30 protein-coding genes are annotated in these 25,761 nt (G+C 70.4%); 12 read left to right on the forward strand and 18 right to left on the reverse strand.

All coding sequences use genetic code 11. From position 1 onward, the window contains the following. Nucleotides 1–44: 44 nt before the first annotated feature. Entirely contained in the window at nucleotides 45–1,262 is a 1,218-nt protein-coding gene (locus LT971_RS10600) for an eIF2B alpha/beta/delta subunit family protein (protein ID WP_237006894.1), read from the forward strand. A gap of 321 nt (nucleotides 1,263–1,583) precedes the next feature. Here LT971_RS10600 and engB read toward each other — a convergent pair whose 3' ends face one another. Beyond that, nucleotides 1,584–2,204, reverse strand: coding sequence for a GTP-binding protein EngB (engB, locus tag LT971_RS10605; protein ID WP_237006895.1), 621 nt, complete (start codon nucleotides 2,202–2,204; stop codon nucleotides 1,584–1,586). Nucleotides 2,205–2,315: 111 nt separating this feature from the next. Between engB and LT971_RS10610 the strand changes: the two genes are divergently transcribed. The 3 genes from LT971_RS10610 to LT971_RS10620 all read left to right on the forward strand — a co-directional run bounded on the left by LT971_RS10610 (nucleotide 2,316) and on the right by LT971_RS10620 (nucleotide 4,986). Beyond that, entirely contained in the window at nucleotides 2,316–3,071 is a 756-nt protein-coding gene (locus tag LT971_RS10610) for an SIMPL domain-containing protein (protein WP_237006896.1), read from the forward strand. Nucleotides 3,072–3,150: 79 nt separating this feature from the next. Next, nucleotides 3,151–4,449, forward strand: coding sequence for a TIGR00341 family protein (locus tag LT971_RS10615; protein WP_237006897.1), 1,299 nt, complete (start codon nucleotides 3,151–3,153; stop codon nucleotides 4,447–4,449). 216 nt (nucleotides 4,450–4,665) lie between these two features. Next, nucleotides 4,666–4,986, forward strand: a complete 321-nt coding sequence (locus LT971_RS10620) for a hypothetical protein (protein ID WP_237006898.1) — start codon at nucleotides 4,666–4,668, stop codon at nucleotides 4,984–4,986. Here LT971_RS10620 and LT971_RS16595 read toward each other — a convergent pair. Both LT971_RS16595 and LT971_RS10625 read right to left on the reverse strand, forming a co-directional pair. Then, nucleotides 4,983–5,234 (reverse strand): hypothetical protein, encoded by a 252-nt coding sequence (locus LT971_RS16595; protein WP_503488458.1) that lies wholly within the window; start codon nucleotides 5,232–5,234, stop codon nucleotides 4,983–4,985. The two genes, LT971_RS10620 and LT971_RS16595, sit on opposite strands and share 4 nt — an antisense overlap. A 92-nt stretch (nucleotides 5,235–5,326) precedes the next feature. After that, the gene (locus LT971_RS10625) at nucleotides 5,327–6,310 is read right to left on the reverse strand and encodes an NOG1 family protein (protein WP_237006899.1); all 984 of its coding nucleotides are present in this window, start codon (nucleotides 6,308–6,310) and stop codon (nucleotides 5,327–5,329) included. Between the two features lie 80 nt (nucleotides 6,311–6,390). On the opposite strand from LT971_RS10625, the gene LT971_RS10630 reads away from it, so the two are divergent. Continuing rightward, nucleotides 6,391–6,747 (forward strand): DUF5518 domain-containing protein, encoded by a 357-nt coding sequence (locus LT971_RS10630; protein ID WP_237006900.1) that lies wholly within the window; start codon nucleotides 6,391–6,393, stop codon nucleotides 6,745–6,747. 8 nt (nucleotides 6,748–6,755) lie between these two features. Here LT971_RS10630 and hisE read toward each other — a convergent pair whose 3' ends face one another. Genes hisE through LT971_RS10650 form a run of 4 tightly spaced genes read right to left on the reverse strand, consistent with a single transcriptional unit; the run spans nucleotide 6,756 to nucleotide 8,355 of the window. Further along, the gene (gene hisE / locus LT971_RS10635) at nucleotides 6,756–7,058 is read right to left on the reverse strand and encodes a phosphoribosyl-ATP diphosphatase (protein WP_237006901.1); all 303 of its coding nucleotides are present in this window, start codon (nucleotides 7,056–7,058) and stop codon (nucleotides 6,756–6,758) included. Continuing rightward, a complete protein-coding gene (locus LT971_RS10640; protein ID WP_237006902.1) occupies nucleotides 7,055–7,501 on the reverse strand; it encodes a bifunctional nuclease family protein in 447 nt (148 codons plus the stop codon). The genes hisE and LT971_RS10640 overlap by 4 nt, the downstream gene beginning before the upstream one ends. 55 nt (nucleotides 7,502–7,556) lie before the next feature. Continuing rightward, the gene (gene pdxT / locus LT971_RS10645; RefSeq protein ID WP_237006903.1) at nucleotides 7,557–8,156 is read right to left on the reverse strand and encodes a pyridoxal 5'-phosphate synthase glutaminase subunit PdxT; all 600 of its coding nucleotides are present in this window, start codon (nucleotides 8,154–8,156) and stop codon (nucleotides 7,557–7,559) included. Nucleotides 8,157–8,193: 37 nt separating this feature from the next. Further along, a complete protein-coding gene (locus LT971_RS10650) occupies nucleotides 8,194–8,355 on the reverse strand; it encodes a preprotein translocase subunit Sec61beta (RefSeq protein WP_237006904.1) in 162 nt (53 codons plus the stop codon). Between the two features lie 112 nt (nucleotides 8,356–8,467). Here LT971_RS10650 and trxA point away from each other — a divergent pair, with 112 nt between their 5' ends. Together trxA and LT971_RS10660 are read left to right on the forward strand one after the other, a co-directional pair. Beyond that, nucleotides 8,468–8,737: a thioredoxin gene (gene trxA, locus LT971_RS10655; protein ID WP_237006905.1), complete on the forward strand. Its 270-nt coding sequence runs from the start codon at nucleotides 8,468–8,470 to the stop codon at nucleotides 8,735–8,737. Between the two features lie 139 nt (nucleotides 8,738–8,876). Beyond that, entirely contained in the window at nucleotides 8,877–10,748 is a 1,872-nt protein-coding gene (locus LT971_RS10660) for an SLC13 family permease (RefSeq protein WP_237006906.1), read from the forward strand. Here LT971_RS10660 and LT971_RS10665 read toward each other — a convergent pair. Next, nucleotides 10,745–11,089, reverse strand: coding sequence for a hypothetical protein (locus LT971_RS10665; RefSeq protein ID WP_237006907.1), 345 nt, complete (start codon nucleotides 11,087–11,089; stop codon nucleotides 10,745–10,747). The two genes, LT971_RS10660 and LT971_RS10665, sit on opposite strands and share 4 nt — an antisense overlap. A gap of 88 nt (nucleotides 11,090–11,177) precedes the next feature. Here LT971_RS10665 and LT971_RS10670 point away from each other — a divergent pair, with 88 nt between their 5' ends. After that, complete coding sequence (locus LT971_RS10670) at nucleotides 11,178–12,110, forward strand: sulfide-dependent adenosine diphosphate thiazole synthase (RefSeq protein ID WP_237006908.1); 933 nt, start codon at nucleotides 11,178–11,180, stop codon at nucleotides 12,108–12,110. Beyond that, nucleotides 12,110–13,465 (forward strand): bifunctional hydroxymethylpyrimidine kinase/phosphomethylpyrimidine kinase, encoded by a 1,356-nt coding sequence (gene thiD, locus LT971_RS10675; RefSeq protein ID WP_237006909.1) that lies wholly within the window; start codon nucleotides 12,110–12,112, stop codon nucleotides 13,463–13,465. The genes LT971_RS10670 and thiD overlap by 1 nt, the downstream gene beginning before the upstream one ends. Here the strand turns inward: thiD and npdG are convergent. The 4 genes from npdG to LT971_RS10695 form a co-directional block, all read right to left on the reverse strand. Next, nucleotides 13,436–14,104 (reverse strand): NADPH-dependent F420 reductase, encoded by a 669-nt coding sequence (gene npdG / locus LT971_RS10680; RefSeq protein ID WP_237006910.1) that lies wholly within the window; start codon nucleotides 14,102–14,104, stop codon nucleotides 13,436–13,438. The two genes, thiD and npdG, sit on opposite strands and share 30 nt — an antisense overlap. Before the next feature lie 71 nt (nucleotides 14,105–14,175). After that, complete coding sequence (locus LT971_RS10685; RefSeq protein WP_237006911.1) at nucleotides 14,176–14,532, reverse strand: hypothetical protein; 357 nt, start codon at nucleotides 14,530–14,532, stop codon at nucleotides 14,176–14,178. A 2-nt stretch (nucleotides 14,533–14,534) separates the two neighbouring features. After that, nucleotides 14,535–15,407, reverse strand: a complete 873-nt coding sequence (locus LT971_RS10690) for a TIGR01548 family HAD-type hydrolase (protein WP_237006912.1) — start codon at nucleotides 15,405–15,407, stop codon at nucleotides 14,535–14,537. 32 nt (nucleotides 15,408–15,439) lie between these two features. Further along, nucleotides 15,440–15,847 (reverse strand): UPF0146 family protein, encoded by a 408-nt coding sequence (locus tag LT971_RS10695; protein WP_425293275.1) that lies wholly within the window; start codon nucleotides 15,845–15,847, stop codon nucleotides 15,440–15,442. A 39-nt stretch (nucleotides 15,848–15,886) separates the two neighbouring features. Here LT971_RS10695 and LT971_RS10700 point away from each other — a divergent pair, with 39 nt between their 5' ends. Continuing rightward, nucleotides 15,887–16,408: an archaemetzincin family Zn-dependent metalloprotease gene (locus tag LT971_RS10700; RefSeq protein ID WP_237006913.1), complete on the forward strand. Its 522-nt coding sequence runs from the start codon at nucleotides 15,887–15,889 to the stop codon at nucleotides 16,406–16,408. A 284-nt stretch (nucleotides 16,409–16,692) separates the two neighbouring features. On the opposite strand, the gene hflX is transcribed toward LT971_RS10700, so the two are convergent. From hflX to LT971_RS10720, 4 genes are all read right to left on the reverse strand, one after another. Next, nucleotides 16,693–17,985, reverse strand: coding sequence for a GTPase HflX (gene hflX / locus LT971_RS10705; RefSeq protein ID WP_237006914.1), 1,293 nt, complete (start codon nucleotides 17,983–17,985; stop codon nucleotides 16,693–16,695). Nucleotides 17,986–18,168: 183 nt separating this feature from the next. Continuing rightward, nucleotides 18,169–19,116 carry a hypothetical protein gene (locus LT971_RS10710; protein ID WP_237006915.1) on the reverse strand — a complete coding sequence of 316 codons (948 nt, stop codon included), beginning with the start codon at nucleotides 19,114–19,116 and terminating at the stop codon, nucleotides 18,169–18,171. 132 nt (nucleotides 19,117–19,248) lie between these two features. Further along, entirely contained in the window at nucleotides 19,249–21,081 is a 1,833-nt protein-coding gene (locus LT971_RS10715) for a ribosome biogenesis/translation initiation ATPase RLI (protein WP_237006916.1), read from the reverse strand. 2 nt (nucleotides 21,082–21,083) lie between these two features. Further along, nucleotides 21,084–21,383 (reverse strand): EMC6-like membrane protein, encoded by a 300-nt coding sequence (locus LT971_RS10720; protein WP_237006917.1) that lies wholly within the window; start codon nucleotides 21,381–21,383, stop codon nucleotides 21,084–21,086. A gap of 142 nt (nucleotides 21,384–21,525) precedes the next feature. Between LT971_RS10720 and LT971_RS10725 the strand changes: the two genes are divergently transcribed. Then, nucleotides 21,526–21,807: a helix-turn-helix transcriptional regulator gene (locus tag LT971_RS10725; protein ID WP_237006918.1), complete on the forward strand. Its 282-nt coding sequence runs from the start codon at nucleotides 21,526–21,528 to the stop codon at nucleotides 21,805–21,807. 66 nt (nucleotides 21,808–21,873) lie between these two features. On the opposite strand, the gene LT971_RS10730 is transcribed toward LT971_RS10725, so the two are convergent. Next, nucleotides 21,874–23,247 (reverse strand): methyl-accepting chemotaxis protein, encoded by a 1,374-nt coding sequence (locus LT971_RS10730; RefSeq protein WP_237006919.1) that lies wholly within the window; start codon nucleotides 23,245–23,247, stop codon nucleotides 21,874–21,876. Nucleotides 23,248–23,319: 72 nt separating this feature from the next. After that, complete coding sequence (locus LT971_RS10735) at nucleotides 23,320–25,188, reverse strand: PINc/VapC family ATPase (RefSeq protein ID WP_237006920.1); 1,869 nt, start codon at nucleotides 25,186–25,188, stop codon at nucleotides 23,320–23,322. A 129-nt stretch (nucleotides 25,189–25,317) separates the two neighbouring features. Between LT971_RS10735 and LT971_RS10740 the strand changes: the two genes are divergently transcribed. Beyond that, on the forward strand, nucleotides 25,318–25,749 hold the full coding sequence (locus tag LT971_RS10740) for a DUF7347 domain-containing protein (protein WP_237006921.1): 432 nt from the start codon (nucleotides 25,318–25,320) through the stop codon (nucleotides 25,747–25,749). The last annotated feature ends 12 nt before the right edge of the window (nucleotides 25,750–25,761 follow it).

The following is a 25,761-nucleotide window of genomic DNA, read 5'->3' on the forward strand; positions in this document are numbered from 1 at the left end:
CCGCCGGGGAACCGTTCAAGCAACCGCGCGCCGACGGTTCCACCATGGCAACGAACGTCGTGACCGTGTTCCTCCGACACGGCCCGGATGTCCTGCTGCTGGAACGCAGCGCCGATGTCGGCTCCTACCCCGGCCAGTGGGGCGCCGTCGCCGGCCACGCCGAAGGCGACCCGGCGGCTGCGGCACGCCGCGAACTCTGCGAGGAAGCCGGCGTCGACGACGCTGCGCTCGTCCGCCGCGGCGACCCCTTCGAGGTCGACGACCCCGAACACGACACGTGGCGCGTCCACCCGTTCCTCTTCGACGCCGCCGACCGCGACGTCGCGACGAACTGGGAGACCGCCAGCCACGAGTGGGTGGTACCGACCGAGATCCGGCGCCGCGACACCGTCCCCGAGCTCTGGCAGTCCTACGACGCCGTCCGGCCGACGGTCGAAACGGTCGCTGCCGACGACGAGCACGGGTCGGCGTACGTCTCGCTGCGCGCACTCGACGTGCTCCGCGACGAGGCCGCGCTGGCGGACGAGTATACGGCCGTCGCAGCAGTCGCCCGCGAGCTGTGCGACGCGAAGCCGGGGATGGCGGTGGTCCGGAACCGCGTGAACCGGGCGATGCACGAAGCCGACCGGACGCCGGCCGCCGTCGAAGCCAGCGCTCACGCCGTCGCCCGGGATGCGGTCGACGCCGACGAGCACGCTGCGGAACGAGCCGCCGACGAGCTGGCCGGCGCGTCGGCGGTGTTCACGCTCTCCCGGTCGGGGACCGTCGACGCAGCGCTGCGCACGGTTGACCCGGACCGGGTGGTCGTCGCGGCGTCACGCCCCGGCGGCGAGGGTGTCGCCGTCGCCGAGTCGTTCGCGACGACCGGCATCGACGTGACGCTGACGAGCGACGCGAACGTCCCGGCCGTCGTCGCCGACTGCGACGCCGTCCTCGTCGGTGCTGACGCGGTGCTCCCGGACGGCACCGTCGTCAACAAGGTCGGGACGCGGGCAGCGGCGCTGGCCGGGCGAGACGCCGGCGTTCCGGTGTTTGTGGCGTGTGCCGCCGACAAGATCGCGTCCGAGGAACGGGCGGTCGAGGCGGACGGCGACCCGCTGGCACTCTACGACGGTGACGCCGACCTCGCAGTCGAGAACCCGATTTTCGAGGCCGTGCCCGGCCGCCTCCTCGATGCCGTCGTCACCGAGGACGGCCCGCTTTCTGGGGACGACGTGGCGACGGCTGCCGACGAGCGACGGACGTGGGCCGACTGGGAGTGAAAGGGTCTTGTCCGGGGCTGCCGAAGGTGGCCGTGGGCGACGGTGACGAGGAGTTACCCCCTCCGAGCCCCTTGTGACGAGGCCTCTCTCCCGAGTCGCCCGCTCTCGGAACTCGCGAGCGGCGGCTGCGGCGAGCCGGAGCTGTGGCCGTGCGTGAGGCCCCGCCGTCGACCGTAGCGAACAGGCGGCTCGGCTTCGTCGTCGACGGAGTGGTCGCCGCGCTCCCGCCCAGGCACCCCGCCGCGGGACTCAGTGCACGCCACGGGCTGGTCCCGCTCTCGTACTTGAACCGTCGTGTCGTGTGGACGGCGGGAACGCCGGCTAGCTGAAGAACTGCTTGAGGTCGTCGCGCTTCGCGGTCTCGAAGTGGCTGTTGACCGCGTCCTCCAGCGCGGTGATCTTCCCCTTCTTGGCCGTGATGGGCGCGATGACGTCCTGCCACTGCTCCCACGGCGGGTACAGGCCCAGGCGGTCCGCGATGTCGTTCAGGCGCTCGTCGCGGTCGTCGACCTTGTCCATCTTGTTGACGGCGACCACCGGCTGGATGCCGAGGTCCTCGAGGAGGTAGTACAGCTCCACGACGTGCGGAATCTCGTCCTCGCCACTGTGGCGGTCGATGATGTCGACGGCGGCCTTCCCGTCGAGGACGAGGATGCCGACCATGACGTTGTCGGCGTACTCTTCGACGTACTGGACGACCTCCGTCTTGATCGCCTCCTCGTGGCCGTCCTCGACGCCCTGCATGTACCCGAACCCGGGCAGGTCGGTGAGCATGAAGTCCTCGCTCGCCCAGTCGAAGTGGTTCGGCTGCCGGGTGACGCCGGGCTTCTGGCCGGTCGGCACCTGGTGGCCGGTGAGCTCCCGCATCAGCGTCGACTTCCCGACGTTCGACCGGCCGACGAGCACCACCTCGTCGGTCCGGTCGGGCCGATTCTCGAACATACCCACGGTAGCCCGCGAACCCGGTTAAGTCGTGCGTCCCGGGACGACGGTCAAACCGCCGTTTGAGCCCGAGGGAGCTTCAAGCCCCATCGTGTCGTAGACCAGCACGCAATGGAATCCAAGACTGCCCTGAGTGCGGTCCTCGTGGCCGGGCTGCTCGTCGCTGCCGGCGTCGCCGGCGCGGTGACGCTCGGCGCGGGGCCGGCCTCCGCGAACCAGCCAGCCGACTCGTCGAAGTCCATCACCGTCTCCGCGTCCGGCGACGTCGAGGCCACGCCCGACCAGGCGGTCGTCCGCGTGGCCGTGACGGCGACGGGCAACGACTCCACCACGGTCCGCGAGGAGCTCGCCACGGACGTCCAGTCGGTCCGTGACGCTCTCGAGGAGTACGGCGTCCCCAGCGACGGGATTCGCACCGCGTACTTCGACATCCGCCAGGAGCGCGAACGCACCCGCAGCGGCACCGAGTACGGCGACTACCGCGGCGTCCACGCGCTCGAAATCACCACCGACGACACCGAAGCGGCCGGCGAACTGATCGACCTCGCGGTCGACAACGGCGCCGACCAGATCGACGGCGTGTCGTTCACGCTCTCCGAGGAGAAGCGCGAACAGCTCCACAACGATGCGCTCGAGGCCGCAATGGGCAACGCCGAGACGCGCGCCGACACGCTCGCGTCCTCGGGGGACCTCGCGGTGACCGGAGTCCACTCCATCCACTCTGCCGACACCGGCTACCGGCCGTACCGCATGGAGACAGCCTACGTCTCCGCTGCCGGTGACGCCGCCGGCGGTACCGCCGTCCAGTCTGGGCCCGTGACGGTCACGGCCGACGTACGCGTCACCTACAACGCCACCTCGGCGTAATCGGGTCACGCCTGCGGCCGCCGCGACCTCGTCCTCCCACCGCCGAACGCTTTTCTTCGCCCCTCTGCAAGCGGGAGTCGTGCGACTCGTCCAGGTGACCGTCCCCGCCGGAAAACGCGACGCGGTGCTCGCCGCGCTCGAGGACGAGGGCATCGACTACGTCGTGACCGACGAGACCGGCAGCCGCGAGTACACCGCCGTCGTGCACTTCCCGCTGCCGACGGAGGCGGTCGGTGACGTCCTCGACTCCCTGCGGTCGGTCGGCCTCTCAGAGGACGCCTACACGGTCGTCCTGAACGCCGAAACGGTCGTCTCCCGGCAGTTCGACGAACTCGAAGAGCGGTACGCACGCGACGAGGACTCCGACGGCGACCGCATCGCCCGCGAGGAGCTGGTGGCGCGCGCCGAAGACCTCGCGCCGAGCCGCGGGACGTACGCCGTCCTGACGGTCGTCAGCACGGTCATCGCGACCGCCGGCCTCCTGCTGGACTCGCCGGCGACCGTCGTCGGGTCGATGGTCATCGCGCCCCTGCTGGGGCCGGCGATGTCGGCGAGCGTCGGCACCGTCGTCGACGACGACGACCTATTTCTGCGCGGTGTCCAGCTCCAGTTCGTCGGCATCGCCCTCGCCGTCGTCGGCGCCGCCGCGTTCGCGTTCCTCGTCAAGTACACACACGTCGTCCCGCCCGGCCTCGACGTGCTGTCGCTGTCGGAAGTCCGCGAGCGCCTCCGTCCGGACTTCCTCTCGCTGGTCGTCGCGCTCGGTGCGGGCGTCGCCGGCGTCTACAGCCTGATGACCGGCGTCTCGTCGGCGCTCGTCGGCGTCGCCATCGCCGTGGCGCTCATCCCGCCGGCCGCCACCGTCGGCATCGGACTCGCGTGGGGCGTGCCGACGCTCGCGGTCGGGTCCGGGATTCTCGTCGCCGTGAACGTCCTCTCCATCAACCTCGCCGCACTCGTCGTGCTCTGGTACTCCGGCTACCGCCCGCAGAAGTTCTTCGACGTCGGCGAGGCCCGCGCCGCGCTCGTCAAGCGCGTCGCCACGCTCGCCGTCGCCATCGCCGTCCTCTCGGCGTTCCTCGGCGGCGTCACCTTCGCCTCCTTCGAGGCCGCCGAAACCGAACAGGCCGTCGACCGCGCCATCGACGACGTGACCGCGCAAGCCGAGTACGCCAGAGTCTCGCTCATCGACGTCCAGTTCCAGTACGAGCGCGGCCTCGTCTCCCGCCAGCCACAGTCCGTCGTCGTCACGCTCGGCGTCCCACCCGGCGACGAGTACCCCGACCTCGCCGGGAAACTCGCCACCCGAATCGAAGTCCGCACCGGTCAGGACCTCACCGTCGAAGTCCGGTACGTGCAGGTCGAACGAGCCGCGTAGCCACACCGGACGGCAGCGCCGCAGCGCCGTCTCCGCCCGCCGCTCGTCGAAACGACCCAGTTCGGACTCGGTGACGTCGACGCTCGCGCAATCCGGCACGACGCCACCCGCTGCGAATTCCCCTCTCAGACGGTCCAGTGGCGGCGTTCTCCGACACCTCCGACTTGGCGGCGTCCCGTCCCAACGGGTAAGTGGCGAGAACGAGTACCGCGACCCATGAGCACGGACGCCAGCGACTCTCGGGAACCGACGGCCGCGGCGCTCCGGAGCCGAGTCGCGGCCACACTCGACAGCGAGTTCCCCGACCTCGGCGGCGGGAAGCGAGTGGTTCGACGCGTGAACGCGGACACCGGCGTCGTCACGTTGTCGTTCAGCTGCGGGTGCTCGGACGGCGTCTCGGCGGACACCGAGCGCGCAATCGAGAACACGCTCGTCACGGAACTCGACGTCGTCACCGGCATCACGACCGAATCGGGCTGTGGCTGTGGGTCCACGGACCATAGCACGGACGAAACCGGCCCCAAAGCACCGTTCTAGCGCGCTCGCCGTTCACACACTGCGGTTCTCACTCCCTGCGGTCGTTCCGAACCGCGCACTCCCTGCGGTCGTTCCGAACCGCGCACTCCCTGCGGTCGTTCCGAACCGCGCACTCCCTGCGGTCGTTCCGAACCGCGCACTCCCTGCGGTCGTTCCGAACCGCGCACTCCCTGCGGTCGTTCCGAACCGCGCACTCCCTGCGGTCGTTCCGAACCGCGCACTCCCTGCGGTCGTTCCGAACCGCGCACTCCCTCCGACCCACGCTACTACTGCTCGCGCATCGCTACGCTCCGCGCTCGCGTTTCGAGGTTCTCACTCCCTGCGGTCGTTCCGAACCTCGCTACTCCTCGAACGGCAGTTCCGGCTCGTGGCCGGCAGCCTCGACGGCGGCCGCGAGCGTCTCCTCGACGCCCTCGTCGTCCTCGACGCTCATGTAACAGTCCGCCTCCACGTCCGTCGAGAGGTCGGACTTGCTGCAGACCGTGACCAGCGGCGCGTCGTCGAACCGGTCGGCGACCTCCGCGCGGAGCGCGCGCTGGTCGTCGAGGGGGTAGCCGCAGGTGGCGCTGGCGTCGACGAAGAACAGGATGACGTCTCCGACGTGGGAGAGCGCCGACACCGCCTGGTCCTCGATCTCGTTGCGTTCGTCCGCGGGCCGGTCGAGCAGCCCCGGCGTGTCGACGAGCTGCCAGGTGACGCGCTCGTGCTCGAAGTGCCCGATGTCGACGGACTTCGTCGTGAACGGGTACTCGGCGGTCTCGATGTTCGCGTTCGTCACGGCGTTCACGAACGACGACTTCCCGACGTTCGGGTAGCCCGCGACCACGACGGTCGGCACGTCCGGCCGGATGTCCGGGATGGTCTTGAGGGCGTCACGGGCCGCGCCGACGGCCGCGAGGTCGTCTTCGACCTGGTTCATCACCGACCCCATGCGCGCGAACCCCTGCTTGCGGAGCTTGCGGGCTTCCTCGGCGTCGTTCGGGAGCCGGCCGATGTACTCGCGGCCGAGGTCGTGGGTCTTCGAGGACGCCCACGACAGCTCCGAGAGGTGCTGGCGGAGCTCGTCGACGCCGTCCTCGCTGGCGAACTCCTCGCGGAGGATGGCGTCCGCGAGCTCGCCGTAGAACGGGTCCACGTGGTCGAAGTCCGGCCACTCCGTGACGACGTTGTGGAGGTTGTCGCCGAGGATGTTCGACGCCGTCTGGAGCATCGACTGCTGTGCTTCCACGCCCTGCTTCGCGCGCCCGGCCCGGGCCGCCCGCGAGAACGCCTTGTCGAGGAGTTCCTCCGACGTGGGCGTCGTCGGCAGGCTCTCGAAAATCATAGCACAGGATTCGCGACCGAGACGTAAAAGGCCACGTATCCCCGCGCGAGGCTTTTCAGCCGCCGCGACCTGAGGGACGTATGGTCAACTGGCGTGCGGTCCTCGTCGGGTTCGGCGTGGAACTGGTACTGGGACTGTTCGCGTTCGCGCTCCCCGGCATCGGGCACGCGGCGGCGGGGCTCGTCGGCGGGTTCGTCGCCGGCTGGATGGCCGCCGAGGGCGTCTGGAGCGGCGCCGTCCACGGCCTGCTCGCGGGCGCGCTCGGCGGCGTCGTCGTTGTATCGGTGCTCGTGCTGGCGAGCCTCGTGGCGGGGCTCGCGTTCGCGCCGGCCGGCGCGCTCGGGTTCGGCGTCGCGGCGCTCTCGCTGGTCGTGTTCTTCGCGCTCGCCGTCGACAGCGCCGTCGCCGGCGCCGTCGGCGGCCTGCTCGCGGACTGACCCGACGCCTACCGCCGGGCGTCGAGTTCGTCCAGCAGGTCGTCGACGTCCATGTCGTGCTGGGCGAGCACGACGAGCATGTGGTAGACGATGTCCGCGCCCTCGTGTGCGAGCTCGTCGGTGTCGCCGTCCTTCGCGGCGAGCAGGAACTCCGTGGCCTCCTCGCCGAGCTTCTCGAGCGCTTCGTTCTCCCCCTTCTCGTCGTCCTCGACCAGCAGCTGCGCCGTGTACGAGTCCTCGGGCATCCGTTCCTTGCGGTCCTCGATGACGTCGAACAGCTCCCGGAGGACGGCGTCGCTGCCATCGTTCATACGCCCATCACCTCGCGGACGTCCCGGAGGTCGTCGAACCCGCTCGGGGCACGAGCGCCCTCCTCGAAGACGTCCTCGTCGACTTCCACGGGGGCGTTCGTGCGCGCCGCGAGCGCCAGCGAGTCGCTCGGCCGGGCGTCGAGGACGGTGCTCCCGCGCGGCGTCTCGACGTGGAGGTCCGCGATGTACGTGCCCTCCTCGACGTCCGAGACGACGACGCGGTCGACGCGACCGCCCAGCTCCTCCATCACGTCCAGCGTGAGGTCGTGGGTGAGCGGCCGGCCGATGTCCGTCGCGTCCAGACCGCGCGCGATGCTCGCGGCCTCCTCGAACCCGACGAAGATGGGGAGGACGTTCTCGCGGTCGTCGGCGCCGAGGACGACCACCGCGACCGTGCCGTCGGGCGTGTCGGCCACCCGGACGGCGTCGATGTGCGCCTTCATACCACTACCTCCGGCTGCGCGGACAAAAGACTGCCTCCGTCTCCGGTCGCTGTCGTCACCGCAGCGCCTCCGGCGCGTCGAAGAACGCCAGGTCGTGGACGCGGAAGTCGTCGGTGAGCTCGGGGTGGAACGACGTGCCGACCACCGGGCCGTCCCGGACCGCAACGGGCCGGCCGTCCCACGACGCGAGCACGTCGACGTCGTCGCCCACCTCGTCGATGACTGGCGCCCGGATGAACACCGCCGGGAACGGCTCGTCGAACCCGCCGACGTCCAGCGGCGCCTCGAAGGAGTCGACCTGCCGGCCGAACGCGTTCCGGTCGACAGTCACGTCCAGCACGTCCAGCGTGTCGACGCGCTCGTCGTTGGCGTCCGTCGACGACACGATGAGGCCCGCACACGTCGCCAGAAGCGGCTCCCCGTCGGCGACGTGGCTGCGGATCTCGTCGTCGATGCCCTCGCGGGCCAGCAGCCGCGAGATGGCCGTCGACTCGCCGCCCGGCAACAGGAGGACGTCGCAGTCGGGGACGACGCCCGACGTCCGGATCTCTCGCACGTCGGCGGTCTCGCCGTGGGCCTCGGCCGCCCGGCGGACGGCGTCGGCGTGCTCGGAGACGTCGCCCTGGACGGCGACGACGCCGGCTGTCACTGTCATACCCCTCGGTAGGCGACTGCCGGGAAAAAGCCTCTCGCTACGCGAAGAACTGCGCCAGCAGGACGACGAGACCGAAGAACGCGCCGATGGCGACGACGGACCGCGGGTCGATCTGGAGCGCGTTGGAGTCCTCGGAGTCGAAGTAGCGGACGAGGCCCGCGCTGGACATCAGTCCGCCGGAGTTCTGACCACTGCTCATACCCGAGTACTGTCCACGCGGCCGCCTAAACCTTTCGAGTCGCCGTGACTCCGGCAATCGCCGTGCCGTGAGAAACTCTTAACCAGTGCGGTCGTCAACGCCGAGTATACAGATGACTGTCACCCTCAAAGACTTCTACGCGGACTGGTGTGGCCCGTGCAAGACGCAGGACCCGATTCTCGAGGAGCTCGAGGAGGACTACGGGGACGCCGTCACGTTCGAGAAGATCGATGTCGACGAGGCCGAGGACGTCGCCAACGAGTACCAGGTACGTTCGATTCCGACCATCGTCGTGGAGAACGACGACGGCGTCGTCGAGCGATTCGTCGGCGTGACGCAGCGAGAACAGCTCGAGGACGCCCTCGAGTCCGCGGGCGCCTAGCGACGACGGCTGCGAGGGAGCGTCGTTCTTCCGCAGGCTCTGTTCGGGTAGCGGCTGCTCCGTTCGGTGGCGCGTTCGGTAGTGAGCGGCCTGCGTCCCTTCCGGCAGGTTTTCGTTGGTCCCGTCTGTCCGTCGAGCCATGTCAGCGGTGTCGTCGGCTGCCGGATTCGCGCCCGCAGCGCTCGCCGCAGGCGTCTCCACGGACGTCCTCGTCGTCTTCGGGGTGGTGCTGGGCGCGCTCGTGTTGTTCGTGACGGAGTGGCTGCCCATCGACGTCACCGCCATCCTCATCATGGTGGTGCTGGTGGTGCTGGAGCCGTGGACGCAGGTGTCGACGGCCGAGAGCCTCTCGGGGTTCTCGAACAAGGCGACCATCGCCGTGCTCGCGATGCTCATTCTGTCGACGGGCGTCAGCCAGACCGGCCTCGTCCAGATTGTCGGTCGGAAGCTGTCGGCGTTCGCGGGGGAGAGCCAGTCCCGGCAGCTCGGGGCCACAATCGCCGCAGGCGGCCCGGTCTCGGGGTTCGTGAACAACACGCCCGTGGTCGCGATTCTCGTCCCGGTCATCTCGGATCTCGCGCACAAGGGCAAGACCAGTCCGTCGAAGCTGCTGATGCCGCTGTCGTTCGCGTCGATGCTCGGCGGCATGCTGACCCTCATCGGGACGTCGACGAACCTCCTGGCGAGCGAGACTGCCGCCCGGCTCGGCGACGAGCAGGGCGTCGAGAGCCTGCACGCGTTCTCGATGTTCGAGTTCACGCACCTCGGCGTCGTCGTGCTCGCCGTCGGGTCGCTGTACCTGTTCGTCGTGGCGCCCCGGCTGCTCTCCGACCGCGTGCCCGTCGATGACGGCTACCTCACGGAGTACGACCTCGGCGACTACCTCTCGGAGGTCGTCGTCCGCGAGTCCTCGCCCATCGTCGGGAAGACCGTCCAGGAGGCCATCGACTTCGACCGGTTCGACGCGGACGTGGTGGGGCTCGTCCGGGACGGCGAGCGGTTCATCGCGTCGCTCGACCAGAAAGTCGTGCAGGCAGGTGACACGCTCACTATCCGCACCGACCGGGGGACGCTGGCCGATATCGCGACCGTCGACGACCTCTCGCTGTCGGGGGCGCCCGACGACGACCAGGAGCTCGAGCCGACGACCCAGGACGAGCAGGCGCTCGTGGAGGTCGTCATCCACTCGGGGTCGTCGCTCGCCGGCCAGACGCTGGCGTCGTCGTCGTTCCGGGACCGCTACGACGCGAGCGTGCTGGCGTTCCGGTCCCGGGGGGAGACGGTCCAGGAGCGCATGGACCACCGGCGGCTCCGCGTCGGCGACACGCTGCTGGTGCAGGCGCCGCGGGCGGGCATCGACCGACTGTCGGCGAACTCGGATTTCATCGTCGCCCACGAGCCCGACGAGCCCGACTACCGAACGGAGAAGATTCCCCACGCGGTCGGCATCGTGCTCGGGGTCGTGCTGGCGGCGACGGTGACGCCGCTGCACATCGTCACGACCGCGCTCGGCGGCGTCGTGGCGATGGTGGGTACGGGCGTCCTCCACCCCTCGGAGGTGTACGAGTCCGTCGACTGGGACGTCATCTTCCTGCTGGCGGGCGTCATCCCGCTGGGCATCGCGCTCGAACAGACCGGGGCCGCCCAGCTGCTGGGCGAGGCGATGGCCGCCACGGCGACGGTGCTCCCGGCGCTGGGCGTGCTGTGGGTGTTCTACCTGTTCACGGGCGTCATCACGAGCGTCATCTCGAACAACGCAAGCGTCGTGTTGCTGATTCCGGTCGCCGTCGAGGCCGCCGTCGAGGTCGGCGCGAACCCGTTCGCGTTCGTGCTCGCGGTGACGTTCGCGGCGTCGACGGCGTTCATGACGCCGGTCGGCTACCAGACGAACCTCTTCGTGTACGGGCCGGGCGGCTACACGTTCGGGGACTTCTTCCGCGTCGGGCTGCCGCTGCAGTTACTGCTGTCGGTGGTGACGGTCGGCGGCATCGCCGTCTTCTGGGGCGTCTAGGGCGGGTACTTTTCGACGCGCCACTCGCCGTCACCGACGTCGAAGCTGAACGTCCGCGAGCCCTTGTCCGACTGCACGATGAGCTGGTCGTCCGCGACCTCGAAGCGCGTGAGCATCTTCAGCTCGAGCTCCTCGCGGACGGTCTCGAAGCGCAGCATGTGGCGGCCGTTGGCCTCGTAGACGCCGACGCCGGTCATCATCTGTTCGTCTCTCGCGCCGAACTCCGCCCGGAGGCGGCCGTCGCTGTCCTCGACGACCTCGCCGCCCGCCCCGGTGGCCCAGTCCTCGAACGCGGACGCGAACGCAGCCGAGATGCCGTCGTCGTCCCACACCGGTTCCATGCTCGGAGTGGCGGCCCGCCCGTGCTTAGCGTTTTGGGGTCGTTCCCGGAACCCAACGCTTAATTAGTCAGTTGTATCACCTAGTGGTATGTCGTTCGACTCGTTCGCCGACGCAAGCGAAGCCGAAGTAACGCGTGCAATCACCCGCCAGTGGACCGACGAGTTCCTCGACGACACCGAGACCGAGGTCATCATCGTCGGTGGCGGTCCCTCCGGGTTGATGGCCGCGAAGGAACTGGCCGACCGGGACGTGGACGTCACCATCATCGAGAAGAACAACTATCTCGGCGGCGGCTTCTGGCTCGGCGGCTTCCTCATGAACAAGCTCACCGTCCGCTCGCCCGCCGAAGACGTCCTCGACGACCTCGGCGTCCCCTACGAGTACGACGAAGAGAACGACGGCCTCGCCGTCGCCGACGCTCCCCACGCCTGCTCGTCGATGATCGCGGCCGCCTGCGACGCCGGCGCCCGCGTCCAGAACATGACCGAGTTCACCGACATCGTCGTGCGCGACGACCACGAGGTCGCCGGCGCCGTCGTCAACTGGACGCCCGTCCACTCGCTGCCCCGCGAACTCACCTGCGTCGACCCCATCGCCATCGAGGCCGACGTGGTCGTCGACGCCACCGGCCACGAGGCCGTCGTCGTCTCCAAGCTCCACGAGCGCGGCGTCCTCGAGGCCGACGGCATCGAGCACGTCGAAGAGCACGCCACCGGCATGGACCAGACCGCCGACGGCGAGTACGGCGCGCCCGGCCACGACTCCCCCGGCCACGACTCCATGTGGGTCGCCGACAGCGAGGACAAGGTCGTCGAACAGACCGGCAAAGTCCACGACGGCCTCGTGACCGCCGGCCTCTCCACGGCGACCGTCCACGGCCTCACCCGGATGGGGCCGACGTTCGGGGCGATGCTGCTCTCCGGGAAAGCCGCTGCCAACGCCGTCATGGACGAGCTCGGCGTCGACGAGCCGCGCGTCGACCTCCCCGGCCAGGCCGCGCCCGCCGCCGACGACGACTGATGCGTCCCGTCGCGCTCACGGTCGCGGGTTCGGACAGCGGTGGCGGCGCCGGCGTGCAGGCCGACCTCAAGACCTTCGAGGCCTGCGGTGCGTTCGGCACGTCGGCGGTCACGGCCGTCACCGCCCAGAACACGCGCGGCGTCACGGCCAGCGACGTCCTCGACCCGCAAACAGTGTGCGCGCAGGTCGACGCCGTCACCGGTGACTTCGACGTCGCCGCCGCCAAGACCGGGATGCTCGGCGACGCGGCCGTCGTCGACGCCGTCGCCGACGCCCTCGCCGACGCCGCCTTCCCGGTGGTCGTCGACCCCGTGGTCGTCGCGGAGTCCGGCGACCGCCTGCTCACGGCCGACGGCCTCGACGCCGTCCGCGACGACCTCCTCCCGGAGGCCACGCTCGCGACGCCGAACGTCCCCGAAGCCGAACTGCTCGCCGGCGTCGACGTCGAGACCGAGGCCGACCTCCGGACGGCCGCCGAAGCCGTCCGCGACCTCGGCCCCGACGCCGTCCTCCTCACCGGCGGCCACCTCGACGGCGACCCCGTGGACGTGTTCGCCGGCGAGACCACGGGCGCGTTCACCCACGAGCGCGTCGACACCGCCGACACGCACGGCTCCGGCTGCACGCTCTCGGCCGCTATCGCCGCCCGGCTCGCCCACGGTGACGACCTCGCGGCCGCCGTCGAGCGCGGGGTCGACGCGGTCGCCGCCGCCATCGACTCGGACCTCTCACTCGGTGCGGGTGCCGGCCCCGTCGACCACCGCCGGGTCGCCGGCGTCGCCCGGGGCCCCGACGCCACCTACGCCGACACCGGTGACGCCGTCGCCGCCGTCCGCGACGTCGTCGCCACCCTCGAGACCGAGTGGCCGCCCACGCTCGTCCCCGAGGTCGGCACGAACGTCGCCGTCGCCCCCGCTGACGCCACCGACCCCGCTGACGTCGTCGCCGTCGACGGCCGCCTGCACGCAACGACCCGGGGCGTGCGCGCCGCCGGCGGCGCCGAACCCGGCGCGTCCAGCCACGTCGCCCGGTTCCTCCTCGGCGTGCGCGCCCACGACCCCGCGGTCGCAGCCGCCGCTAACGTCCGCTGGGCCGAGGACCGAGCGGACGCCCTCGCCGACCGCTGGGACGCCGTGACCGTCGACCGAACGAACGAGCCCGCCGAAGCAGACGGCACGATGGACTGGACCGCAGCACGGGCGATGGCAGGCCGGGACAGCGCACCGGACGCCGTCCTCGACCCCGGTGCCGTCGGCAAAGAAGCGATGGTGCGCGTGCTCGCTGCCGACGCGGACGCGCTCACCGAGAAGCTCCGCACCGCGGCGTCACTCGAACGTGACGCCGACGTCGTGTAGGCCGTCGTTGTACCGCGCGAGGTTGATGAGCAGCGGCGTCAGCGACTCCACCTCCGCCGCGTTCCCGACCGGCCCGGCGTCCAGCGCGCGCAGCCCCTCGATGTCGCCGGCGAGGTCCGAGGCGAGCTCCCGGGCGTCCGGGTCGTCGCCGACCACGAGCGTGTCGAGGTCCAGGTCGACGTCGAGGTTCGCCAGCCGGTCGGCCGCGAGGTTGTGGAACGCCCCGACGACCCGCGCGTGGTCGGGCGCCGCGTCGGCGACGAGCTCGGTGACGCTGCCCGCCGACGGCGGATTGTAGTGCATGCCGTCCTCGTCGCTCGAGATGCCGACCGCCGGCGAGATGACGAGGGCGTTCTCGTCGAGCTTCTCGGCGACATCCGCGACGACGTCCGCGACGTGGTACGGCGGCACCGCCAGCACCACGACGTCTGCGCGGTCGGCCGCCATCTCGTTGGCGAACCCCGTGATCTTGCGGTCGACGCCGCGGCTGTCCAGTTCGGTCTCGTACTCTTCGGCCTTCGCCCGCGCCTTCTCGGGGTCCCGGGAGCCCAACACGAGTTCGTGGTTGCTGTCGTACGCCCACCGCAGCGCCAGCCCCGCGCCGATGTCGCCGGTCCCGCCGAGTAACGCGATTCGCATACGCCGACGGACGGCCGGCACCCGAATAAGAATTGCGTGGCCGCCAGCACTCGCCGCAGCCGCCGCCCGGCTCAGGGCACCGCCGTCCGCTGGCCGACGGCCCACTTCCGGGTCGCCGACGCCGCCGCGTAGACGCCGACGAGGAAGCCCACCGCCGGCACGAGCCCGCCCAGCGAGAGCGCGGTGGCGACCGACGCGCTGGTGAGGCCGAGCACCGCAGCGAGCACGAGGTAAACGAGGAACGGCCGAGAGCCGGCGGCCGCGGCGTGCCGGCTCGCGGGCAGCGCCAGCACCGCGAGCACTGGCAGCGACAGCACCAGCGCGAACACGTCCGGCGGTGCCGCTCCGCCGGCGCCGACGACCGCCAGAACGAGCGACCCGGCCACGACCGCGCTGCGACCGGCGGCCCGCTGCTCGCTCCGGGCCACGGTCAGCCCTCGAGGAGGGCGGGGAGGTCGTTCACCGAGTCCAGCACGTGGTCGGCGCCGGCCTCGTGGTACTTCTGGCGGCCGGCCTCGCCGGTCAGCCCGCCGGTCAGCACACCCACCGCGTGGTACTCCCGGTCGGAGTCGGCCTCGCGGGCGTTCAGCGCCGTCTCGACGTCGTCTAGCGTGTCACCGACGAACACCACCGAGTCGGCGCCGGTGCGCTCGGCGAGCGCGACCAGCGCCCGCGGGTTCGGCTTCCCCTCCGCCCAGTCGTCCATCGTGAACCGGCGCTCCCCGGGCACGTCGAGCCCGACGCGGTCCAGCGCCACGTCGGCCTCGTCGCTCGGCCGGCCCGTCAGCACGCACACCGGCCAGTCGGCGGTCAGCGCCTCGACCGTCTCGGGCGCAATCAGGCGGTCCTCGTCGTGGATGAACCCCTCGACGTCGAGCTCCGGCTCGCCGCCCTCGAAGCGCTCGTAGTACTCGGTGCCGAGGTACAGCTGCTGGAACACGTCCCGCAGCCGCTCTGGCTGCCAGTCCTCCCGCACCCGCTGGACGGCCTCTGGGTCGAGGCTCGCGTCCACGACCGCTTCGGCGCCCGCCAGCCCGCCGCCGTGCTCGGCGATCGCATCCGTGAACGCCGCGACGCTCCCGACCGTCCCGTTCTCCCGGGACGCCAGCACCCACAGTGCCGCGGCGTCCGTCAGCGTCCAGTCGTTGTTGAACCCGCCGGCGTCCTTGAACTGCTGGACGTCGGCCTTCACGATGGTGTTCCCGTACACGTGCTCGACGGCCTCCACGATGGCCCGCCGGTAGGAGTCGGCCACGTCCACGAGCACGCCGTCCACGTCCAGCACGACCGCGTCAACGTCCATACGTCGGCTGTCGGGCGCCCCCGAGAAGTGCGTTACGCGTCCCGCGCCACGAACAGCGTCCCCGACGCCACCGTCCGGCGCTCCGCCACCGGCACCGCCGTCGGGTCCCCTCCCAGTGTCGTGAAGAAACACGCTGCGTCGACCGCCTCGGCGACCTCCAGGAGGGGGCGCTGGAGCTCCGGCGGACACCGCAGTGCGTACACCGCGTCCGCGCCCTCGTACACCGACCGGTCGGGGTCGGTCACGTCGTCCACCACGAATTCGACTCCCCCGGGTACCTCGCGCTCCACGACGTCGGTCGCCGTCACGACGCAGCCCCGCTCGGCGAGCGCCGCCGCCACGTCCGTCCGGCGGCCCACGCCTACCTCCACCAGCCGCCGCCGGTGTTGCTCCTGCTGTTCGCCCGCCAACACCTCCACGACATCGGGCGGATTCACCACGGCGGGATGTTTATGCCGTCCCACGTTTAATGATGGTTCATGCGGGTAGACATCGTCCCCGTCGGTGACGTGCCCGCGCACGTCAAACGCGAGGCCTCCTCGAGCCTGCGGTCCGTCTACGACTGCGAGGTGGTCGTCGCCGCCGAACAGGACGTGCCGACGGAGGCGTACGACGACGCCCGGAGCCAGTACCGCGCCGCCGAGTTCATCGACACCGCCACCCGCGCCACCAGCGGCGACAAGACCATCGCCATCACTCCCCACGACCTCTTCTACCGCCGCCGCAACTACGTCTTCGGCCTCGCCTACCTCGACGGCCGCGGCTGCGTCGTCTCCACCTACCGACTCCAGACCTCAAGCGACGGCGGCTTCTCCGACCGCCCCGCAAGCGACGTCTTCGACGACAGAGTGCGGAAGGAAGTCGTCCACGAACTCGGGCACACCCTCGGCCTCGAACACTGCGACAACAACCGCTGTGCCATGAACTTCTCCCCCACTGTGCGGGAGGTCGACCGCAAAGAAGAGAATCTGTGTGGCAGCTGCCAGCGTAGCGTCTTCTGAGGTACCTTTTGCTGCGCTCGGTCGCTTCGCTCCTTCGTCTGCTCACGGGTGCATAGCGCCCGTTCGCACGGCCAGCGGGACCTCTGGTCCCGCTCGGCTGGCAAAAGCTACGCTAAAAGCACTCCTCGCTCCAGCGCGCCTTCGGCGCTTAGTCGCTTGTCGGCCTGCACTCGTTCGCGTCGCTCACTCGCGCAGTGAACCGCGTCGCTCGGGCTTTTCAAGCCGCTCGCTTGCGGATGCTCGTCGTCAGCTGGTCGGTCCCGGCGACGACTGAGGTCTGTTTGTCAGTCGCCGCCTAACTGGTCGGCTCGCCCCTCGGCTTTCGCAGCAACCTCCGGGCGTGCTTCGAAGTCGAACGCGATGCGCTCGCCGTAGCTCGGGTCGTGGACCGTGCCGTGGTCGTGGCACCACGACAGGAAGCCGTTGCCGTCGTCGGTGTTCGGCACCGACAGCGAGACGCGCTCGCGGTCCGGCAGCGCCTCGGTGAGTCGGTCCCGGAGGTCGTCGAGGCCGTCGTTCTCGGTCGCGCTCGTGACCACGGGCGAGTCCTCGGTGCGGTCTGCGAGCAGCCGACGCTTCGCGTCGAGGTCGTCGCCGGCGGCGTCCTGCTTGTTCAGCACGGGGACGAGCGTTCCCTCGGCGTCCGCTAGCTCGTCGAGGCTCGTCTCGACCTTCTCACGAATCTCGTCCTCGCTGTCCGTCGCGTCGACGACGAGGAGGACGGCGTCGGCCTCCCGGGCGGCCGCAAGCGTCGTCCGGAACGAGGACACGAGCCAGTCCGGGAGGTCGCTGACGAACCCCACGGTGTCGGTGAGGAGCACGCGGCGCTCGCCGACCGTCGCCCGGCGCGTCGTCGTGTTCAGCGTCTCGAACAGCCGGTCGCGGGACGCCGCAGTCTCGGTGCGGTCGCCGTGGCCCTCGTTCTCGTCGACGGCGAGGTCGTCTGCGAGCCGCCGCAGCAGCGTCGACTTCCCCGCGTTCGTGTAGCCCGCCAGCGCCACCAGGTCGAACCCGGACTCCCGGCGCGCCGCCCGGAGCCCGTCGTCGGCGTCGTCGAGGCCATCGAGTTCGGCTTCGAGGTCCTTGATTCGCTGGCGGTAGTCCGCCTTCAGCTGGGCGGCCGGCCGCTCGCCGCCGCTCCTGAACCCCTGCCGGCCCTGGCTCTCGCCGCGCTCGACGCGAGCCTGCGCCCGCGGGAGCTCGTACCGGAGTTCGGCGAGCTCGACTTCGAGGCGGGCGCGGCGGGTCTCCGCGCGCTCCCCGAAGATGTCCAGCACGAGGCGCGCGCGGTCGACCACCTCGGCGCCGACCGCCGCCTCGAGGTTGTACGCCCGCCCGGGGTCGAGGTGGTCGTCGACGACCACCAGGTCGGCGTCCCGGCGCTCGACCAGTTCCGCGACGTCCGCGACGGCGCCGTCACCGAGGTCGTACGTCGGGTCGCGAGGCCGGGCCTGCGTGCGCTCGCCGACCACCTCGACGCCCGCCGCCTCGCAGAGGCCGCGAATCTCGTCGGTCTCGATGGGTGTGTCTGTTTGCCGTTTCGCTACGACTGCTGTCGAACCGCGTCGTCCTGTCATGTTCGCGTGGGTGTCTCGCTGGGTCAGAAACCGGTGCCCGTCGTGACGCCCGCACGCGGCAGCCGCCGCCAGCCGGCAGTCGTTGGCGGCGGCGAACCGGGTCGGCGGACGCCCGGTTACAGGTCGAGAACGGTCATCGAGAACAACGGCGGCTGCGAACGACAAAACGCTACTGGTGGTGTGCTAGGAAGTGACTAGAAAGAACAGCGAGTCGAGCAGGCTGGTCGTCACGTTCGCGCCGGTCCCGTTCGGCGACCCCGGGGTTCCCGGCGTGTCGCTGGGCGGCCCTTCCGTCCCGTTCTGGGTCGGTCCGTCCGTGCCGTCCGCGGGCGGTCCCTGCGTAGTGTTTCCGGGCGGGCCCTGCGTGCTGTTCCCGGGCGGCCCCCGCGTCTCGTTCTGGGACGGTCCCTGTGTCCGGTTCGCCGGTGGGCCCTGCGTGTCGTTACCGGGCGGACCGATATTCGAGTTTCCCGGCGCGCCAGTGGTCCGGTTCCCCGGCGGCCCCACAGAGCGGTTCACCGGCGGTCCACCGATGTCGCGGGCGATCGCCGCCATCTCGGGGCCGGAGACGTTCCCGGCGGCCTCACGGAGCCGCTGGAGGTCGGTCGCGTTCACCCCGGCGTTCTGTAGCGCTGCCGCCGGCAGCTTCGTCGCCTCACTCGACGTCCGGTTCAGCAGCCGGTTCGCGGTCGACAGCTCGGCCGCGACCCGCGCCATCTCGGCGCGATACCGCCCCTCCGAGATGGTGCCGTTGGCCCGGGCGTCCCGCAGCGCCTGCTTGCGGTCCCGGAGCTCGGCGACGCGCTCGGAGAGGTCGCCGGTCTGGTTCGCCAGCACCGACGCCTTCGAGGCGTTGGACGTCGCCGCAGCGAGCTGGAGGCCGAACGACCGCTCGGCGACTTCGCCCTCGACCTCGGCGCCCTGCACGTTCACGACGCCGGCGAGCCGAGCGCCGGGTGCCGTGCCGTTCGCGGTCTCGTTCCCGTCGTCGTCGTCGGCCGTCTGGGCGACCTGCCCGGTGTCGTCGCTCCCGCCGACCGCGTCGGCAGGCGCCGCCGGCGACGCCACGACGGTCGGGGCGCCGGCGCCGACGACCACGAGGGCCGCGACCAGCAGTACGATGTGTCTCATCCTGTCTGGGCCTACCCACTCTGTTCACTTAAACCGGAACGACCGTGCGCGCGGATTCGCCCGGATTAACGCCGATTAAACGCGACCGGCGACCCGCGCCGTCCGGGAGTTCCTGTGGTACCGCGAGAACAGTCAGGTCGTGTAGTAGTACTCGCCGTCGCGCTTCTGCTGTTTGTCGAGCTGGCTGTCCGGCTTGTTGATGCGCGGCCGGCCGAGCCGCTCGTCGCGCCGGAACGTCACGTCGAGGTTCGCGAGGAACTCGTTCATCCCCGACCGCATCTCCTGGGGAGTCGACGCATGGCCGTGGTCGGCGGGCTCGCCGTCGAACACCATCAGGCGGTCGCTCACGAGGTCGATCATGTAGATGTCGTGGTCGATGACCATCACGGTGCTCTCGTTGTTCTCGGCGTACCGCCGGATGGCGCGGGTCGCGAGCACGCGCTGCTCGACGTCGAGGTGCGCGCTCGGCTCGTCCAGCAGGTAGAGGTCGGCGTCCCGCGACAGCGTCGCGGCGATGGCGACGCGCTGGCGCTCCCCGCCGGAGAGGTCGGGGAGGTTCTGCTCCATGATGGGGTCGAGCTGGAGCGGGTCCCCGATTTCGGTCTGCCAGTAGCTCGTGCCGACGTCGTCCGTGATGGAGGAGAGGAACGCGTCGACGCGCATGTGCTGGTCTGCCTCGACGTACTGGGGCTTGTACGCGATGTCGAGGCCGACGTCGAGGTCGGCGCCCGCCTCGCCGTCGACGCTCGTGGGCTCGAGGCCGCCGGCCAGCAGCTGCGCGAACGTCGACTTCCCGATGCCGTTCGGGCCGACGACGCCCAGCACTTCGTTGCGGTTGATGTCGCCCCCGTCGACGGTCAGCGAGAACTCGCCCTCGCCGTAGGACTTCGTCACGTCCGGGTAGGAGACCAGCGTCTCCTCGCGGCTGGCGGGCCGGGGCGCGTGCTCCTCGAACTGGATGGCTTCGGGGCGCACGCGCATGTTCTCGTTCTCGAGGTACCCCCGGAGGTACTCGTTGATGCCGTTCCGGACGCTCTTGGGCGCCGTCACGACGCCGTACACCGACGGTTCACCGTACGCGACGTGGATGGAGTCCGCGAGCATGTCGAGGACCGCGAGGTCGTGCTCGACGACGAGGACGGCCTTGTCCTCCTCCTCGGCGAGTTCGCGGACGATGCGCGCTGCGGTGACGCGCTGGCCGATGTCGAGGTACGGCGTCAGCTCGTCCACGAAGTAGAAGTCCGCGTCCCGCGCGAGCGTCGCGGCGAGCGCGACTCGCTGGAGCTCGCCGCCGGACAGCGAGTCGATGTCCTGGTCCATCACCGGGCGGATCGAGAGCCGGTCGACGAGCTCGTCGAGCACGCCGCGCTCGTCGGTCGCCTCCAGCAGCTGGCGGGTCTTCCCGTCGAACTGCGCGGGAATCTCGTCGACGTACTGGGGCTTCTTCGCGACGTCGACGTCGCCGGCCTGCACGGCCTCGAGGTAGTCCTGGAGTTCGGTGCCGCGGTACTCCTCGACGACCTCGTCCCAGTCCGGCGGGTCGTCGTGCCGGCCGAGGTTCGGCGTCATCTCGCCCGCGAGCAGGTCGACGGCCGTCGACTTCCCGATGCCGTTGGGCCCCAGCAGGCCCGTGACCTTCCCGGACTCGGGGACCGGCAGGCCGTACAGCGAGAACGAGTTCTCGCCGTAGCGGTGGGTCGGCTCGTCGTCCAGCTCCTGCGGGAGGTTGATGATCTCGATGGCGTCGAAGGGGCACTTCTCGACGCAGATGCCACAGGTCTCCCCGAGGCAGATCTCCTCGCTGATGCGTACCTGATCGGGGTCGCCGTCCTCGGCGTCCTCACCGCGGAGCGTGATGCACTCCTTGCCGGTGCGGTTGGGTGGACAGTAGTTCGAACACTCGTAGTTGCACCGGTCGGGTTGGCACCGCTCGAGGTCGACGACTGCGATACTGTCGTCCGCCATCGTTACAGGCTGACGCCAGCGGTCAACAGCACGCCCCAGGTGACGAACCAGAGCGCGAAGGTCATGAACGCGACGTAGAAGTGGTCTTTCGCGGAGAAGTTCTCGACGTCGACGCCGAGCAGTCGCATCAGTCCGAGCTCGACTGCGACCAGCCCGAACATCACGAGCAGCCCCATGCGGCTCGCCGGGTCGGAGATCGTGGCCTCCGACGCGAACGCCGCCGCCACCCCGCCGAGGGTGGCGATGGTCGTGACCTTCAGGCTCCGCCTGTGGGCGGCCGTCGGGTCCAGATTCTCTGCCATACGGAGGTGTCCGGCGGCCGCGCTCAAAAGGCGTTCGCTTGTGTGACGTCGGGGGACGCGTCCGTTACCTGGTTCCCCGCGCGGGGTCTCACCGTGTGAGCCTCTCCCGCAGTTTTAAGCGCGTGGAGTGTTTCGATTCGTAATGATGGCTGCAGACGACAGTGTGCTGGAGGACCTCCCGCCGAGCGCCAAGCTCGTCTTCAAGGTACTCGAGTACGACGGCCCACTCACCCAGAAACGAATCGTCGAGGAGACCATGCTGTCGGCGCGCACCGTCCGGTACGCGCTCGAACGCCTCGAGGACCGCGGCGTCGTCGACGAGGACATCTACTTCGCCGACGCCCGCCAGAGTCTCTACAAGCTCACCTGTGAGCCCGAAGACGGCGGCAGCAACACCGAGGCCGACGCCGAAGCCGCCGACTGACCGCGAACGACCCGTCTCCGCCACAGCGTCCCGCCAGCGGCCCTATCCAGTCTGTTCTCTGCAGCGCTACTCCGCGCCGAGCTCGTAGCGCTGGAACTCGCTGGCGACCGCCTGTACGGTCTCGTCGAGGTCCGCGACCGTCTCCGTCTGGTCGGTCGTCGCCGCAGCGATGTCGCCGACGCGGTCGGCGACGGCCGTCGTCCGGTCGGCGACCTCCTCGACGTCGCTCTCCATCTCGCCGGCGCGGACGGCCTGCTCGGTGACCGCCTCGCGGACCGTCGTCACGTCCTCGGTCATCGCGCGGACGTCGCCGGCGATGGCGTCGTGGGCGGCCGCCAGCTCGCGGGCCTCGTCGACGGCGGCGTCCAGTTCGGCGCCGAGTTCGTCGACGTCCGCCACCGTCTCGTCGATGGTGTCCCGGGTGGCGGCGACCTCCTCGGCGACCTTCTCGGCCTCCGACCGGGAGCGCTCGGCGAGCTCCTTCACCTCGTCGGCGACCACCTCGAAGCCGTCGTCGCCGCCGCCGCTCGCGCGCGCCGCCTCGATGTTCGCGTTCAGCGCCAGCATGTTCGTCTGGGTCGCCACCTCCTCGATGGTCTCCGTGACCTGCGTGATGGCGGCGGCGCGCTCCTCCAGTTCCGCCGCGCGGGTCTCGACGTCGCCCGCAAGCCCAGCCGCCGATTCGACGGTGTCGACGACCGTTCCCACCGACTCTTCGGCGTCCCCGACGGCGGACTCGACGGCGTCGGCGTGCTCGTCGGCGTCCCGCGCCTGCTCGGCGGCGCGCTCGCTGCGCTCGCAGACGTCCCCGAACTCCTCGCGGAGCGCCGCCACCTCGGCGGCCTGCTCGTCGGCGGTCGCCTCGATGGCGGCGGCGTTGTCGGCGGTCTCCGACAGGGCCTCCCGGAGCGCCTCGGTCGCGGTCGCCACCTCGTCGGTGACGCGGTCCTGGAGCCGAGACAGCGCCCGGTTCTTCTCCACGACCTCGGTCACGTCAGTGTTCACCTGGAACGCACCTGCAACCCCGCCGTCCGGGCCGCGAAGTGGGAACGCCGCGCCCCGGACGTGCCAGGCGTCGCCGTCGGCAGACTCGCCGGACCGGATGTCGTCCTCGACGACCGACTCGCCCGTGCGGGCGACCTGCTCGGAGAGCACTTCGTCCTCGCCCTCGGTGCCGACGACGTCGTACGCCTGCTCGCCGACCGCCGCACCGGCGCCGACGCCCACGAGGTCGCCGAGCTCGCCGTTCCAGTGTGTCACCACGCCGCCGTCGTCGACGACGCCGACCGGGTGAGGGAACGACTCGACGACCGACTCGAACAGCGCCCGGTAGTAGTCGCGCTGGGCCCGCAGTGTCTCCCGGTCGTCGGTCGGTCCAGTCAGCTCCTCCGGGAGCAGGCGATCGGTCGCCGACGACTGCTCCGTGGCAGCGTCGCTCATACCCGGCGACTCTCCGCTCGCACCCTAAATATCTGCCTGCCGGAACGTCGGCGGTGAAAACTGCCGGTAGTGTTACTCGTTGGGGACGACGGTGACCATGCGCTCGGCGTCGATGGCGCGCTCCAGCTCCTCCGCGATGGCCGACCCGCGGGAGACCTTGATGTCGCCGCCGCGGCCGACCGTCGCGGTGAACAGGTACTCGCCGTCGGCCTGCACCTCGACGGTCTCGCCCGCGCGGTCGCCGTCCAGCGGCACGATGATGTGCCGGCTCGTGATCTCGGGCGTCACGATGTCGCCGGACGGGTCGCTGCCGTTCCCCTCGTCGCTCCCGGCGCTTCCGCCGGCTGTCTCGCTCGGGCGCTCGTCGAGCGTGCGCACGTCGATGTCGATGCCGAGGCGGTTCTCGATGTCCGCGATGCGGCCGCCGCCCTTCCCGATGACGTGGCTGATGTCGTCGTCGGAGACGTAAACGACGGCGTCGTTCGGTCCCCGGATGTCGACCTCCACCCGGTCCCGCGTCGCGGCCTGAATCTCCCGTTCGACCTCCTGTTTCGCGAGCTTGTCCACGCCAGACTCGCCGCCGCTGCCCTCGTCACCGTCAAGCGGGACGGTGACGACCTGGCGGTTGAAGGTGTAGATCTCGTAGGCGGGGACGCTCGTCTCGAAGTCCCGCACCTGAATGACGGGCCGCGCGAGGTCCTCCTCCATCAGGCCCTCGGGCACCTTCACCTCGGTCGTCACGTCGTAGACGGTCTCGACGTTGCCCTCCTCGATGTAGACGACGGTGTCCACGATCTGGGGAATCATGCCGAGTTCGACGCGGCCGACGAGCCGCTGGAGCGCGTCGATGGGGCGAGTGGCGTGCACCACGCCGACCATCCCGACGCCCGCCAGCCGCATGTCGGCGAACACCTCGAAGTCGTCGGTCTTCCGCACCTCGTCGTAGATGGTGTAGTCCGGCCGCACCATCAGCAGAGAGTCGGCGGTCTTCTCCATCGACCCGCCGAGCTCGGTGTACTGCGTGACGTCCTCGTCGAGCTGGAGGTCCCGGGGCTTCTCCATCGTCTTCACGACGTTGCCGGCGTCCGAGAGGAACTCGGCGACGGCCTGCGCGAACGTCGACTTCCCGGCGCCCGGCGCGCCGGCGATGAGCACGCCGCGGTCGCGCTCCAGCAGGCGCTCGCGGAGGTCGTCGGCCTGCGAGTAGTCGTCCATCGTCGTCTTCACGATGGGCCGCACGGCTGTGATCTCGACGCGCTCGCTGAACGGCGGCTCCGAGATGGCGATGCGGAGGTCCCGCACCTGCGCGATGGTCATGCCGTCCTCCGAGAGCTCCACGAACGCGTCGTCGGCGCGCTTCGCCGTCGAGATGATCTCGGTCGCGTACTCGCGGACGGTCTCCTCGTCGAGGAGCTCGTCGCCGATTGCCTGGTACTCGATCTCGCCGACGTCGCCGCGCTTGGCCTTCGGCACCATCCCCGCCTTCAGGTGGAGGCTCATCGTCCCCTCGTCGAGGTAGTCCTCGATGGCCAGCGCCTCGAAGTCCGGCTCCAGCGGTTCGAGGAACTCCACGTCGATGCCCTTCCCCTTCGCCACCTCGGCCTGCACGATGTCGCTGGTGACGAACGTCGCGTCGTGGGCGGCCGCCACGTCACGGATGATGGCGTCGATGGCGCCCGCCGACGCGCGCTTGATGTCGTCCTCGTCGGCGCGCTCGCCGACGTACTCGACGGTGATCTCTCCCTCGTCGGCGAGCTCGACGAGCCGCTGGAGCTCCTCGAGGGCGTCCCAGCCGGTCTGTCGGCCGCCGTTTGCCTGCGCCTCTACCTCGCCCACGACAGCCTCGGGCACGTAGACGGTCGCGCCCTCGTAGGTGCCGTCATCGACGCCCCGCGAGATGCGGCCGTCGACGACGACGCTCGTGTCCGGAACGACGTTCATTGTTGGCTGGACGTAGGCTCCGCCGGGTTGATAAGGCGTGTGTCCCCGGTTCGGCCCGACCAGCCGCCGGCGTGTGACTGCTTGCCGCGACCCGGCGGCTTATCGGTTCGACGCCCGAGCCACGAGTCGATGACTGAGTCGAATCACTCCGGCGTCGGGGGCGACGGCACGCTCGACGCCACGGCCGTCGGGTCGGTCGACGCCGGCAGCTGGCTGACCGACGAACAGTCCGCCGCTGGCGGCGACGACGGCGCGGCGGTCGGCGACCGGCTCGCGGCCAGCGAGGACGCCTTCCAGGCGCTCGCCAGCGACGTCCGGCTGGCGGTGCTCGTCCACCTCCTGCGGGCCGACCGCGAGGGCCGTCGACCGTCGTTCTCCGCCCTCCAGTCGGCCGCGGGCAGCGACAGCTCGGCGGGGTTCGCGTACCACCTCCGGCAGCTCGACGGCCGCTTCGTCCGGAAGACCGACTCCGGCTACGAGCTGACGCAGGCCGGCCGGCGGGCCGCGGAGGCGGTGCTCGCCGGAACGTTCACGAACACGGACAGCCGCCGGGCGAGCTGACCGCCCGGCTTG

This window comes from Halobacterium rubrum (assembly GCF_021729015.1).
GTDB classification, from domain to species: Archaea; Halobacteriota; Halobacteria; order Halobacteriales; family Halobacteriaceae; genus Halobacterium; species Halobacterium rubrum.

Bases quoted from the DNA above. Each gene is read 5' to 3' on its own strand.
- trxA (WP_237006905.1), top strand. From the start codon at position 8,468: ATGACTGTCACCCTCAAAGACTTCTACGCGGACTGGTGTGGCCCGTGC.
- hflX (WP_237006914.1), bottom strand. From the start codon at position 17,985: ATGACAGGACGACGCGGTTCGACAGCAGTCGTAGCGAAACGGCAAACA.
- LT971_RS10625 (WP_237006899.1), bottom strand. From the start codon at position 6,310: ATGATTTTCGAGAGCCTGCCGACGACGCCCACGTCGGAGGAACTCCTC.
- LT971_RS10690 (WP_237006912.1), bottom strand. From the start codon at position 15,407: ATGGACGTTGACGCGGTCGTGCTGGACGTGGACGGCGTGCTCGTGGAC.
- engB (WP_237006895.1), bottom strand. From the start codon at position 2,204: ATGTTCGAGAATCGGCCCGACCGGACCGACGAGGTGGTGCTCGTCGGC.
- LT971_RS10720 (WP_237006917.1), bottom strand. From the start codon at position 21,383: ATGGCAGAGAATCTGGACCCGACGGCCGCCCACAGGCGGAGCCTGAAG.
- LT971_RS10650 (WP_237006904.1), bottom strand. From the start codon at position 8,355: ATGAGCAGTGGTCAGAACTCCGGCGGACTGATGTCCAGCGCGGGCCTC.
- npdG (WP_237006910.1), bottom strand. From the start codon at position 14,104: ATGCGAATCGCGTTACTCGGCGGGACCGGCGACATCGGCGCGGGGCTG.
- LT971_RS10640 (WP_237006902.1), bottom strand. From the start codon at position 7,501: ATGAAGGCGCACATCGACGCCGTCCGGGTGGCCGACACGCCCGACGGC.
- LT971_RS10620 (WP_237006898.1), top strand. From the start codon at position 4,666: ATGAGCACGGACGCCAGCGACTCTCGGGAACCGACGGCCGCGGCGCTC.
- LT971_RS10730 (WP_237006919.1), bottom strand. From the start codon at position 23,247: ATGAGCGACGCTGCCACGGAGCAGTCGTCGGCGACCGATCGCCTGCTC.
- LT971_RS10740 (WP_237006921.1), top strand. From the start codon at position 25,318: ATGACTGAGTCGAATCACTCCGGCGTCGGGGGCGACGGCACGCTCGAC.
- LT971_RS10710 (WP_237006915.1), bottom strand. From the start codon at position 19,116: ATGAGACACATCGTACTGCTGGTCGCGGCCCTCGTGGTCGTCGGCGCC.
- pdxT (WP_237006903.1), bottom strand. From the start codon at position 8,156: ATGACAGTGACAGCCGGCGTCGTCGCCGTCCAGGGCGACGTCTCCGAG.
- LT971_RS10670 (WP_237006908.1), top strand. From the start codon at position 11,178: ATGTCGTTCGACTCGTTCGCCGACGCAAGCGAAGCCGAAGTAACGCGT.
- LT971_RS10600 (WP_237006894.1), top strand. From the start codon at position 45: ATGGCAACGAACGTCGTGACCGTGTTCCTCCGACACGGCCCGGATGTC.
- thiD (WP_237006909.1), top strand. From the start codon at position 12,110: ATGCGTCCCGTCGCGCTCACGGTCGCGGGTTCGGACAGCGGTGGCGGC.
- LT971_RS10700 (WP_237006913.1), top strand. From the start codon at position 15,887: ATGCGGGTAGACATCGTCCCCGTCGGTGACGTGCCCGCGCACGTCAAA.
- LT971_RS10725 (WP_237006918.1), top strand. From the start codon at position 21,526: ATGATGGCTGCAGACGACAGTGTGCTGGAGGACCTCCCGCCGAGCGCC.
- hisE (WP_237006901.1), bottom strand. From the start codon at position 7,058: ATGAACGATGGCAGCGACGCCGTCCTCCGGGAGCTGTTCGACGTCATC.
- LT971_RS10735 (WP_237006920.1), bottom strand. From the start codon at position 25,188: ATGAACGTCGTTCCGGACACGAGCGTCGTCGTCGACGGCCGCATCTCG.
- LT971_RS10660 (WP_237006906.1), top strand. From the start codon at position 8,877: ATGTCAGCGGTGTCGTCGGCTGCCGGATTCGCGCCCGCAGCGCTCGCC.
- LT971_RS10610 (WP_237006896.1), top strand. From the start codon at position 2,316: ATGGAATCCAAGACTGCCCTGAGTGCGGTCCTCGTGGCCGGGCTGCTC.
- LT971_RS10715 (WP_237006916.1), bottom strand. From the start codon at position 21,081: ATGGCGGACGACAGTATCGCAGTCGTCGACCTCGAGCGGTGCCAACCC.
- LT971_RS10630 (WP_237006900.1), top strand. From the start codon at position 6,391: ATGGTCAACTGGCGTGCGGTCCTCGTCGGGTTCGGCGTGGAACTGGTA.
- LT971_RS10665 (WP_237006907.1), bottom strand. From the start codon at position 11,089: ATGGAACCGGTGTGGGACGACGACGGCATCTCGGCTGCGTTCGCGTCC.